Origin of the sequence: Roseomonas sp. CAU 1739 (genome assembly GCF_039839775.1) — a bacterium.
Lineage (GTDB): Bacteria > Pseudomonadota > Alphaproteobacteria > Acetobacterales > Acetobacteraceae > Neoroseomonas.
This window is the reverse complement of record NZ_JBDOQQ010000015.1, coordinates 158,056-169,037: the sequence shown is the minus strand read 5'-3', so window position 1 is coordinate 169,037 and position 10,982 is coordinate 158,056. Positions and strand designations below refer to the sequence as shown.

The 10,982-nt window shown below is 70.3% G+C and carries 9 protein-coding genes; 3 read left to right on the top strand and 6 right to left on the bottom strand.

What is annotated here, in order from left to right:
- Positions 1-128: 128 nt before the first annotated feature.
- From AAFN86_RS22160 to AAFN86_RS22145, 4 genes are all read right to left on the bottom strand, one after another.
- Positions 129-896 carry a polysaccharide deacetylase family protein gene (locus tag AAFN86_RS22160; RefSeq protein WP_347545735.1) on the bottom strand — a complete coding sequence of 256 codons (768 nt, stop codon included), beginning with the start codon at positions 894-896 and terminating at the stop codon, positions 129-131.
- Complete coding sequence (locus tag AAFN86_RS22155) at positions 883-1,824, bottom strand: beta-propeller fold lactonase family protein (RefSeq protein WP_347545734.1); 942 nt, start codon at positions 1,822-1,824, stop codon at positions 883-885. Before AAFN86_RS22155 ends, AAFN86_RS22160 begins: the two co-directional genes overlap by 14 nt.
- Positions 1,825-2,303: 479 nt before the next feature.
- A complete protein-coding gene (msrA, locus tag AAFN86_RS22150) occupies positions 2,304-2,861 on the bottom strand; it encodes a peptide-methionine (S)-S-oxide reductase MsrA (RefSeq protein WP_347545733.1) in 558 nt (185 codons plus the stop codon).
- 49 nt (positions 2,862-2,910) lie between these two features.
- On the bottom strand, positions 2,911-7,257 hold the full coding sequence (locus AAFN86_RS22145; RefSeq protein WP_347545732.1) for a hypothetical protein: 4,347 nt from the start codon (positions 7,255-7,257) through the stop codon (positions 2,911-2,913).
- A 391-nt stretch (positions 7,258-7,648) separates the two neighbouring features.
- On the opposite strand from AAFN86_RS22145, the gene AAFN86_RS22140 reads away from it, so the two are divergent.
- Both AAFN86_RS22140 and AAFN86_RS22135 read left to right on the top strand, forming a co-directional pair.
- Positions 7,649-8,290, top strand: coding sequence for an MBL fold metallo-hydrolase (locus tag AAFN86_RS22140; RefSeq protein WP_347545731.1), 642 nt, complete (start codon positions 7,649-7,651; stop codon positions 8,288-8,290).
- On the top strand, positions 8,287-9,528 hold the full coding sequence (locus tag AAFN86_RS22135) for a serine hydrolase domain-containing protein (protein WP_347545730.1): 1,242 nt from the start codon (positions 8,287-8,289) through the stop codon (positions 9,526-9,528). Before AAFN86_RS22140 ends, AAFN86_RS22135 begins: the two co-directional genes overlap by 4 nt.
- On the opposite strand, the gene AAFN86_RS22130 is transcribed toward AAFN86_RS22135, so the two are convergent.
- Both AAFN86_RS22130 and AAFN86_RS22125 read right to left on the bottom strand, forming a co-directional pair.
- Positions 9,529-10,221, bottom strand: a complete 693-nt coding sequence (locus tag AAFN86_RS22130) for a 2OG-Fe(II) oxygenase (RefSeq protein WP_347545729.1) — start codon at positions 10,219-10,221, stop codon at positions 9,529-9,531.
- Positions 10,218-10,517: a methylated-DNA--[protein]-cysteine S-methyltransferase gene (locus AAFN86_RS22125; protein ID WP_347545728.1), complete on the bottom strand. Its 300-nt coding sequence runs from the start codon at positions 10,515-10,517 to the stop codon at positions 10,218-10,220. Before AAFN86_RS22125 ends, AAFN86_RS22130 begins: the two co-directional genes overlap by 4 nt.
- A gap of 126 nt (positions 10,518-10,643) precedes the next feature.
- Between AAFN86_RS22125 and AAFN86_RS22120 the strand changes: the two genes are divergently transcribed.
- Positions 10,644-10,976, top strand: coding sequence for a YdhR family protein (locus AAFN86_RS22120; protein ID WP_347545727.1), 333 nt, complete (start codon positions 10,644-10,646; stop codon positions 10,974-10,976).
- Positions 10,977-10,982 lie beyond the last annotated feature (6 nt).

Sequence of the window (10,982 nt, the reverse complement as noted above, 5' to 3'; positions counted from 1 at the left end):
CGCGCCCACGCCGCGTCATCCAGGATCAACCGATCCAGCACGCCCATCCGCCGCCTCCAAAAGGCAGCTTTGAATCATGCTTCCATCAGCCAGGGAATCCCTAGAGTCCACATGACCTAGGGCCACAGCTACCGCCCGGCAGTGGGCAGCGTGGCGAAGCAGAAGCCCCGCGCCTGCAGGCCGCCGATCACCTCGTCCAGCACATTGGCGTAGGGATCGCGACGCGAACGGATGCCCCAGTGCATCACCAGCACCTCCCCGTCGCGCACCGTGCGCAGGGCGCGATCGGCCAGCGCGCGGTTGGGGCTGGTCTCGGACGACAACTCGTCGCCGAGGAAGCCATGGGCGGTCCAACCCTGGTGGCGCAGCCCACAGGCCTCGGCCATGCGGATCGCGCCGGGCGTGGTGATGCCGCCCGGCGCGCGCCACAGCGGCAGCACCACCGCGCCAGGAGCGATCGCACGCAGGCGCTCGATCGGCTGGGCCAGTTCGCGGCACATCGCCGGCTGGTCAAGCACCGTTTCCCCTTCCCGCGTGCGGGAGACATAGCGGGTGCGACCGGGACCGGCATCGCCACGGAAATACCAGTGGCGGTCGGTATGGCTGGCGAAGACATGGCCCTCGGCGACGCGGGCGCGCCAGAAGGCGGCCCAGCCGGGGTCAAGGCTGCGCTGGCCGGTGAAGGTCGGCTCCTGCGCGACGAACAGCGTGGCGCGGACGTTGCGGCGCTTGAGGATCGCGGCGATCTGCTCCGCCTCACGCCCCCAACCGGTGTCGATCGTCAGGTAGAGCGTCCCGGCCGGGCAGGATGGCGTGGCCGCAGGTTGCGCCGCCGCCGGCAGGACGGTCACCAGTGCCAGAAGGACGGCGAGGCGAACCAGCCTAGGATTCCGCACGGCGCGGCTGCACGAAGATGCCGTGCGGGCTGCGACCGACCCGGATCGTCTCGAACTCCCCGGTGGCCGGGTCGACGCGCGCGATCCGTCCGGCCCAGCGCAGCGTCACCCACAGCCTGCCATCCGGGTCGAAGGCGATGCAATCCGGCCCGCCGGGCAGGTCGATGACGCGGCGGACATCGAGCGTGCTGGGGTCGATCTCGGCCAGCCGGCTCTGCACGCGGCTGGTGGCCCATAGTGCCTTGCCATCCGGCTGGATGAACACGGTATGCGCGCCGCGCCCGAGCGGGATCTGACGCTCGATCGCCTTCGTCTCCGGGTTCATCACGGCGAAGTAATCGGCGCCCATGACGCCCACGATCAGCTTGCCGCGATGCCAGACGATGCCCGCGGGTTCGCGCCCGACCGGGGCTTCCCACAGCACTTCCCGTGTCTCTAGGCTGACGGCACCGACCGTGCCGCTGCCCTGCAACGTCACATAGACGACCTTGCCATCCGGCCGGAACGCCATGTGGGAGGGCTTTTCCGGCATGCGCAGCCGGCCCAGCAAAGCGAGGTTGCCGGCGTCGTAGATATCGACCTGGTTGCGCCGCAGGCTGCACACGACGAGGTGCCGGCCATCGGGCGAGAAGTCGAGGTGATAGGGGTTGGAGATCCGCTCCCGCCGGCGCACCTCGCCGGTGACGGGGTCGAGGAACAGGATCTCGTTGCCGCCGGAATCGGCGATCAGCAGGTCCTTGCCGTCCGGCGACATCACAAGGTGGTGCACCTCCCGCAGGGCGGGGATTCGGCGCAGTTCCTGGCGGGAGACGGCATCGAGCACCAGGATGCTCGAATCCCCCGAATTGAGGACATAGACCAAGTCAGCCGCGGCCGGCCGGGCCAGCAGCAGCAAGGGGGTGCTCAACAGAAGGGCGCGGCGGCGCATGGGGTCGGACCTAACGGCGTTTCACGTCGGCAATGAGGGGACCTGCCGACGGGCGGAACCTGCGCCGCGGCGATGCGCGACGCAAGCGCGGAGTAGGCCGAGAGACGCGCCCGTGACGCGGATCAAGGTGACTATCGCGATGGTGGCAGGGCGGGGGGCTTCATCAACCTGATGAACCGCCGCGGTGCGTGAGATATTGGAGAGGCGCCGCCCCTCCAAACCACCCCGCCAGGGGCCTGCGGGCCCCTGGACCGCGGGAAGCCGGTGCCTGGCGCGGCGGGCGCGACGAGGCGCCGCACGCCCCTCCGGGGCCGGCGCCCGGAATTGACGCCACCATCCAGCCAACCGAAGGTATGCGGCGCCCCCCGACGCCCAAGCGCCAAGTATCGGTTTCCAAAGGCCCACCGGCCTTTGGTGGGGTGGCTTGGAGGGGCAAAGCCCTTCCAACCTTCGAAGGCAAACGAGGCGACGCCCCCCCCTTACGCTGCCGGCCGCTTCACCCGCTCAGCGAAAACCTTGCGGAACTTCAGCACCTTCGGCGCCACCACCGCGCGGCAATACCCCGTCCATGGGTTGCGTGCGAAATAGTCGTGATGCTCGGCTTCCGCCGGCCAGAAGCGCATTTCGGGCAGCACCTCGGTCACCAGCGACCCGTCCCAGATGCCGGCCTTGGCCACTTCGTCCATCACGGCCCGCGCCGTCGCCGCCTGGTCCTCGGAATGGGTGAAGATGACGGAGCGATATTGCGGCCCGACATCGTTGCCCTGGCGGTCCTTGGTGGTGGGGTCATGGATCGTGAAGAAGACTCGCAGCAGGTCTGCGTAGGAGAGTTCCTTCGGGTCGAAGACCACGCGCACCACTTCGGCATGGCCGGTCTTCTTGCCGCAGACCTCCTCGTAGGATGGGTTGTCGACATGCCCGCCGGCGTAGCCCGACATCACTGAGACCACCCCGCGCAGTTCCTTGTAGACGGCCTCGAGGCACCAGAAGCAGCCGCCGCCGAGGGTCGCGGCCTCATGTCCCGCCTGAGCGATCATTGCATCCTCCATTCATCGCGATGAGCCTTCGCCATGTGGGGATGAAAGGTCACGCGAGGAAGACGAAATCACCCGCCAGTAGCGCAGCCTTCGCCACGCCTGCGAGTTGCACCGAATCCCCCGAGGCGAAATCGATGATTGCCCCACCTGTGCCCTGCCGGGTGGAGGCCATCAGCGCGTCGAAATTCGTGAAGCCGAAGCCCTGCACCAGGATGCGGTCCTGACCGGGCGTGAAATCCGCCACGGCATCCAGCCCCGAGCCCGGTGCGAACAGGAAGGCGTCGCGGCCTGCCTCGCCAAACAGGATGTCGTTGCCGCCGCCGCCCAACAGCGTGTCGTTGCCGGCGCGCCCGAACAGGGTCTCGGCGCGGGCCGAGCCGATGATGCGGTTGGACGCGGTATTGCCGATGCCGGTGGTCGCCCCGTCCAGGATCAGTTCCTCGACCTCCACGGGCAGGGTGTAGGACCCGGTGAAGCGCGCGATGACGACGTCCCAGCCCTGGCCGGCCAGCTCGATGAAGGCGTCATTGGACTGGGAGGCAACAAGGGTGTCGTTGCCGAGCCCGCCATAGGCCACGTCGTAGCCGCCGCCGCCGTCCAGCCAGTCGTCGCCCGACCCGCCGCGCAGAACGTCCGTCATCGTGTCGGCGCCGCCGAGCAGCGTATCGTTGCCCGCTTCGCCGTTGAGGTTGTCGGCGCCCGCCCCGCCTTCGAGCGTGTCGTTGCCGTTGCCGCCATAGATGATGTCGTTGCCATCCTCGCCGAAGATATGGTCATCGCCGTCGCGGCCCTGCAGGCGGTCGGCCCCGCCCCCGCCCCAGATCGTGTCGTGGCCGCCCTGCCCGATCAGCAGGTTGTCGCCCTCATTGCCGACCAGGTGGTCATCCGCAGCGGTGCCGATGCCATAGCGGTTGCCGGACCCGGCTGTCAGGATGAACCATTCGATGTTGTCCCGAACATACCAGGACGCCGAGGACCAGACGGTATCGGAGCCCGCCCCGGCGGCCTCGATCACCACATGGTTCGACTGGTTGATCTCATAGCGATCGTTGCCCGCCCCGCCCCACAGCTTGTCCGGCCCGCCGCCGGCAATCAGGATGTCGTTGCCGGTGCCGCCATCCAGCACCTCGGCGTGGATGCCGCCGATCAGCATGTCGTCGCCCGGCCCGCCGCGCAGCGTGTTGATGCCGTTGCCGCCCACCAGCGTGTCGTTGCCGCCATAGCCGACCAGCGAATCATATCCGAGTTCGCCACTGAGCCAGTCCGCACCGGCGGTACCGGCAATGGTGTCGGAGCCAGAGCCGCCGATCACCGCCTCGATACCGGTCAGCGTGTCGCCCAGCGCCGCGCCGCCGGTGGTGCCTGCGGTCAGCAGCACGGTCAGGGAGGTCGTCGCCTCGGAATAGGACACGGTGTCGCGCCCATCCCCGCCGATCAGCAGGTCGCGCCCCGTGCCGGGCCGCAGGACGTCGTCGCCGGCGCCGCCATCCAGCGTATCCGCCCCCGCCCCGCCTTCGAGCGTGTCGTTGCCGTCGCGGCCTTCGAGCCGATCGGCATTGGTACCGCCGACCAGGCGGTTGCGCCCGGACCCGCCGACCAGCGAAACCGCGCTGGTCACCGCCGAGGCGTCCACCGCCTCGAAGCCCAGGGTGATGCCGCCGCCGGCCACCTGGTCGATTGCGCTGTCGAGCGTGACCGAGGCCGCGACGGACAGCACCAACGTGTCGAAATCCTCCCCGCCATCGGCCAGCAGATCGGCGGGATCGTAGTCGACGGTGTCGTCGCCGGACCCGGCATCGATGGAATCCGCCCCGGCATCACCGGAGATCAGGTCGGCGCCGTCGCCGCCGGTGATGGTGTCAGCCCCCGCCCCGCCGCGCAGCGTATCGGCGCCAACGCCGCCATAGAGCCGGTCGGCGTCGTTCCCGCCATCGAGCGAATCGCGCCCGTCGGAGCCCCACAGGCTATCCGCACCCGCGCCGCCGGACACGGTGTTGCGCGCGAACAGCCCGTCCACTTCCTCGGTGGCGGGGCCTTCGACGAAGATCTCGTCATTGCCGTCGCCGCCCTCGATCCAGTCATTGCCCGCCCCGCCCCACAGCTGGTCCGCCGCGCCGCCGCCCAGCAGCGTGTCGTTGCCCTCCCCGCCCAGCAGCCGGTCGGGTCCGCCCTGGCCGAGCAGCCGATCGGCGCCGTCCAGACCGAAAATCTCCTGTCCACCGGTGGCCGCGAGCAGGGTATCGGCAGCCGCCGTGCCGACCAGGACGCGGAAGGTGCCATCGGCGAAGGCATCGGGCGTGAGCGCCGCGCCGGGCATGTCCACGGTGCCGAGGCGGACCACCACATCGTCGGTGTCGAGCAGAAGATCCTGGTCGAGATCGATGACGAACCACCCGCCGGCCGGTGCGCTGGCCATCAGCGCCGGGATCCAGAAGGCCTGGTAGTAGCCCGGGCCGATGCCCCCGCCGGGCAGCGCCTCCCCAAAGCCGACGCCGGCCGAGGTTTGCCGCGCTGCGACTGAACCGCGCCAGACCAGCGGTCCCAGGCCCTGCACCCCGGCGACCAATCCGCCAGACAGGCCAAGCGAGATCCGATCCCCCCCCGGCGCGTCGAAATCTAGGATCCAGTCCGGCGCCGAGCCCAGCGTCTCGTCGAGAGCCGGGGCCGACAGGTCGATGATGAACAGGTCGGCACCCGCCCCGCCGCTCATGCGGTCGCTGCCGCCGCCGCCAACCAGCGTGTCGGCGCCGTCGCCGCCGTCGAGCGTGTCGGTGCCGCCGCCGCCATAGGCGACGTCGTCCCCGGCGCCGCCGGACAGGCTGTCCGCGCCATCATCGGCCCAGAGGATGTCATCGCCGTCGTCGCCGCGCAGCGTGTCGAGGCCGAGCCCGCCGAACAGCATGTCCGGCGAGGCACCGCCGATCAGCAGGTTGCGGTCGTCGGCGGCCTCGGTCTCGGGCGTGTCGGGATCGGCGGCATACAGCGTGTCCCAGCCATCGCCGCCATCGAGCCAGTCGCTGCCCGGCCCGCCACGCAGTTCGTCGGCGAGGTTGCCACCGGCCAGGGTGTCATTGCCGAGGCCGCCCTCCATCCAGTCGACGCCGTCGCCGCCCCACAGGCTGTCGTCGCCGGCCTGCCCCCAGAAGGCATCGTCGGTAGCGCCGCGCCCGACCAGCAGGTCGTTGCCGTCGCCTCCGAACTGGCCGCCGAACTCGGTGGCGAAATCGAGCGGGTCCAGCACCGTGGTCGTGTCGCCGGGCGGCAATGCCACGCGCACCAGCAGGTCCGCGCCGCCGAAGCGCCCATCATCATCGAGGTCGGCCCAGACCTCGAAGCGCCAGGCCTCGCCCTCCACCAGCCGCCACAGCACATCGACGTAGCCGTCGCCGACCTGCGCCGGGTCAAGTTGCAGGCCAGATTCCGCATAGCCCTCGAAGGCAAAATCGGCGGCGGTGACGTGGAAGGCGATGACGCGCCAGATGACCATCGCGCCCGGCAGCAGGATGCGGTCGCCGCCCGACACGCCCGCGCCTTCGAAATCGACGATCAGGTCCGGTGTGGCGGGCGGGCTCTGCGGCGCGTCGATGCGGTCGAAGATGAAAGTGTCGTCGCCCGGCCCGCCGACCAGCCGGTCGATGCCGGCGCCGCCTTCGATGCTGTCATCCCCCCAGCCGCCGGAGATCGTGTCATCCCCCGCCCCGCCGGCCAGGCTGTCGGCGCGGAAGCCGCCGGTCAGCACGTCGTCCCCCGCGCCACCGATCAGGGCGACGCCCGCCGAGCTGACCGCCGCCGCGGTAACCGACGCGAAGGAACCGATGCCCTGCGCGGACGCGTCGACGGTGAACAGCCTGCCGACATCCGGCGTCGCGCTGGCCACCGCGGCATCATCCAGCGCCAGGGAGATGACGCCGTCACGCAGCGCGATCACCTCGATCGCGGTCAGCGTGCCCGCGCCCAGCGCGAGCGAGAACGTGCCCGACAGCGCCAGGCGATCGGCCGTGCCCTGCCCGCCATCCAGCCGGTCGCTGGCGTCGACCGCGCTGCCGCCCTCGATGTAGTCATCCCCGGCGCCGGCCAGGATGGTATCGGCGCCGCCGCGATCGGCGCCGAACCAGTCATTGCCCGACCCACCGCTGCGCAGGCTGTTGGAGACGCTGTCGAACAGGATGATGCTGCCGTCCTGGAACACCAGGTTGGCGGCATTCAGCCCGCCGCCGCCGAGGCTGATATTGGTGAGGCGCAGCACCTCCCCCCCCGCCATCAGCAGCAGGTCCGCTCCGCTGACGGAAAAGCGGAGCGACGCCGCGGCCATGGCCGGGCCGAAGACCAGCTGGTCCTGCGAGGGCACGAAACTCAAGGTGCCGCCGGCGACGTCGGCGAATGCGTAGGTGGTCATCGCATCCTGCGATCTGGGTTGTCGCAGGAAAGCCGGGGGACCCTGAACGGATGGTTAACGACCCGGCGAGAATTGCCGGGCCTTGGGGCGCGCCATTCGCGCTGGGGTAGGCCGAAGGATGGAGGGGCGCTGCCCCTCCAAGCCACCCCGCCAGGAGCCAACGGGCTCCTGGACCGCGGGATTTTGGCGCTGTGCATGCGGGACAGCGCGCGGCTGCAGGAGCGCGAAGGATGGCACCATGATTCGCGCACCAAACCGCGGAGTTCAGCGCCAAAGCCGAGGTTTCCAAAGGCCTTAAGCCTTTGGTGGGGGAGGTCCGGAGGTGGCAAGGCCCCCTCTGGCCCGTCCTGCCCGCCTTGCCGCCCTGGCACCGCCACGCCAAGGTCGCGCCATGAGCATCGCCGCCGCCATCATCCCCGTGACGCCCTTCCAGCAGAACTGCACCCTGGTCTGGGACGACGAGACGAAGGAAGGCGTGGTGGTCGATCCCGGCGGCGACGCGGACCGCATCCAGGAGGCGATCCAGCAGGCCGGCATCAAGGTGCAGCGCATCCTTCTGACGCATGGGCATCTCGACCATGCCGGCGCGGCAGCGGAACTTGCCGCGGCGCTGGCCGTGCCGATCGAAGGACCGCACCGCGCCGACGCCTTCCTGCTCGATGGCCTGCCGGCGCAGGGGGCGAAGTACGGGATGGACTGCAAGCCCGTCAGCCCGGATCGCTGGCTGGAGGAAGGCGAGACGGTCGATATCGCCGGCCAGGAATTCGCGGTGCTGCACTGCCCAGGCCACACGCCCGGGCATGTGGTGTTCGTCTCCACCGCGCTCGGCTTCGCGCTGGTCGGCGACGTGCTGTTCCAGGGGTCGGTCGGGCGGACCGATTTCCCTTATGGCGACACCGCGGCGCTGATTGCGGCGATCCGCGGCAAGCTGTTCCCGCTGGGCGACGACATCCAGTTCATCTGCGGGCATGGCCCCGGTTCGACCTTCGGCGCCGAACGGCGCACCAACCCCTATGCCGGAGACGGCGCATGAGCATCCTGCAGGCCGAGATCCCTGCCATCCCCGCCGCCCGGCCGGAAGCGGTGGGCATGTCCAGCAGCCGGCTGGCAAAGCTGCGCCCGGCCCTGGAACGGGAGATGGAGGCTGGCCGCTTCCCCGGCGGTGTGGTGGCGATCGCCCGGCGCGGGCGGCTGGTGCATCTGGAGGCGGTCGGCTGGCTTGATCCGGTCGCCAAGGTGCCGATGCCGGCGGATGCGATGTTCTCCATCGCGTCGATGACCAAGCCAGTCTGCGGCGTCGCGGCCCTGACGCTGGTCGAGGAAGGCCGCGTGCTGGTGAACGAGCCGGTCGGCGCGCATTTGCCGCCGCTGATGACGATGCAGGTGGCGAAGCACACGCCGGGCATGCTGTCCGGCGACGGGCCGCTGGAGCTGGAACCGCAGCGCCGGCCGATGACGGTGCAGGATGCGATGCGCCACACCACCGGCTTCGTCTATGGCGGCGGCGGCTTCGGTGCGACGGCGGTCCACAAGGCGCATCCCGGTTCGTCGCTGAACGCGGCGCGGGACTACGACGCGGCGGGGCTGGCGCAGGCGCTCGGCGCCACGCCGCTGCTGCATCATCCGGGCGAGCATTGGGAATACGGCTTCTCGACCGATGTGCTGGGCCTGGTGGTGGGCGCGGCCTCGGGAAAGTCGCTCGGGACCGTGATGCGTGAACGCATCTTCGAACCGCTCGGCATGGCGGAGACCGGCTACGTCCTGCCCGAGGGCGGCGCAGCGCGCTTCGCCAAGCCGCTGCCGAACTGCCCGATCACCGGCGCGCCGCAGGCGGTGACGGCGCCGCTGAAGCCGCCCCGGCTGGAGGTGGGCGGCGCGGGGCTGACCTCGACCGCCAGCGACTACCTCCGCTTCGCCGAGATGCTGCGGGCGGGCGGGACGCTAGGTGGGGCGCGGGTGCTGTCGCCGGCGACGGTGCGCTGGATGGCGTCGGACCACATGCAGGGCATCGCCGGCGGGCCGGAGGCGACCGATCCGGGCCTTGGCGGCTATGGCTTCGGGCTGACCGTGGCGGTGCGGCGGCATGCCGGTGGGTCGGCCTTCATGGGCCGGCCCGGGGCGTTCGGCTGGTCGGGCGTGTTCGGCACCTATTTCTGGGTCGATCCGGTGGAGGAACTCGCCGTGGTGCTGATGTCCCATGTGCCCGGCGAATTGCGGCGGCGCTACCGCATCATCACCAACATGCTGACCTACCAGGCGCTCGAAGACTGATCACGCGGCATCGTGGAAGATGACGCCGAGCGTGTGCCGCCGGCCGCTGCGGATGCGGCTGACGCCGTGGCGCAGGTTGACGCGATAGGTGCCGCGCGTGCCCTGCACGGGCCGGTGATGCACCGCGAAGATCACGCCCTCGCCCTGCGTCAGAGGCACCACCTCGGCCCGCGACTGCATGCGCGGGCGCTGTTCGGTCAGCACGAATTCGCCGCCGGTGAAGTCACCACCCGGCGCCGACAGCAGCACCGCGACCTGCAGCGGGAAGACATGCTCGCCATACAGGTCCTGGTGCAGGCAGTTGTAGTCGCCGGCGCCGTAGCGCAGCAGCAGCGGCGTCGGCCGCGTCTGTCCGGCGGCATGGCAGCGGGCGAGGAAATCCGCATGCCGCGCCGGAAAGCGCGGCGAGAGGCCCATCGCTTCGTTCCAGCGGTTGGCGATGGGTGCCAAATGCGGCCAGAACCCTTCACGCAGGGCGGCGACGGGGCCGGGCAGAGGTGCCGCGAAATACTTGTACTCGCCGCGCCCGAAGCCGTGCCGCGCCATGACGATGCGGCTGCGGAAGCCGTCCTCCCGGTCGTACAGCGCGGCGAGGTCCGCGCATGCCGCCGCATCCAGCAGCGGGCCGGTGGTGGCGCAGCCGAAGGCGTCGAGTTCCGCCCCGATCCGCGCCCAGTCCAGGTCCGGGATCACAGCGCGCCCTCCAGTGCGAGAAGCGCGCGCTTGCGCGCCGCGCCCCAGCGCCAGCCGCCTGTGCCCGGCAGCGCATGCGACCCGCCTGCCTTCGGCACGACACGGTGGCAGGGCACCAGCAACGCCACCGGATTGGCCGCGCAGGCGCGCGCAACGGCCCGCGCGGCCCCCGGCCGACCAAGACGGGCGGCGACCTGGCTGTAGGTTTCCGTCCGGCCGGGCGGGATTTCCCGCAGCGCGGCCCAGACGGCGCGCTGGAACGGCGTTCCGCGCAGGTCGAGGGGCATCGTCGGCATGGTCTGTCTCCGGTTGTTCACTGCCCCCGTCATGCCCGCAACGGCGCCCCGCCGCCTTCCGTGTGTTGCGCTGGCCTGCCCGGCGGGCGCACCCTTCGCGGCAATGGCCGAGGGAGGGCCCGAACCATGATGATCGTCCAGGTCAACTACACCCACCCCGAAATGCCCAAGGCGGAATGGGAAGCGCGCTATACCGACGACCGCGCGAAGCAGTTCCTGGCCGTGCCCGGGCTGCAATGGAAGATCTGGCTGGATGGGGAGGAGGACCGCCGCGCCGGCGGCATCTACCTGTTCGACAGCCGGGCCGCTGCCGAGGCCTATGTGAACGGGCCGATCGTCGCGCGCATGAAGGCCAATCCCGAGATCACCGAGCTGCAGGTCCGCATCTTCGATGTACGGGAACGCATGAGCGCCATCACGAACGCCCCGGTGCCGGGTCTCGCCATGGCGGCGGAATAGCCGCCG

What these genes read in the sequence shown, in the direction of transcription:
- AAFN86_RS22155 (WP_347545734.1), bottom strand. Translation starts at nt 1,824, where the DNA reads ATGCGCCGCCGCGCCCTTCTGTTGAGCACCCCCTTGCTGCTGCTGGCC.
- msrA (WP_347545733.1), bottom strand. Translation starts at nt 2,861, where the DNA reads ATGATCGCTCAGGCGGGACATGAGGCCGCGACCCTCGGCGGCGGCTGC.
- AAFN86_RS22145 (WP_347545732.1), bottom strand. Translation starts at nt 7,257, where the DNA reads ATGACCACCTACGCATTCGCCGACGTCGCCGGCGGCACCTTGAGTTTC.
- AAFN86_RS22140 (WP_347545731.1), top strand. Translation starts at nt 7,649, where the DNA reads ATGAGCATCGCCGCCGCCATCATCCCCGTGACGCCCTTCCAGCAGAAC.
- AAFN86_RS22135 (WP_347545730.1), top strand. Translation starts at nt 8,287, where the DNA reads ATGAGCATCCTGCAGGCCGAGATCCCTGCCATCCCCGCCGCCCGGCCG.
- AAFN86_RS22125 (WP_347545728.1), bottom strand. Translation starts at nt 10,517, where the DNA reads ATGCCGACGATGCCCCTCGACCTGCGCGGAACGCCGTTCCAGCGCGCC.
- AAFN86_RS22120 (WP_347545727.1), top strand. Translation starts at nt 10,644, where the DNA reads ATGATGATCGTCCAGGTCAACTACACCCACCCCGAAATGCCCAAGGCG.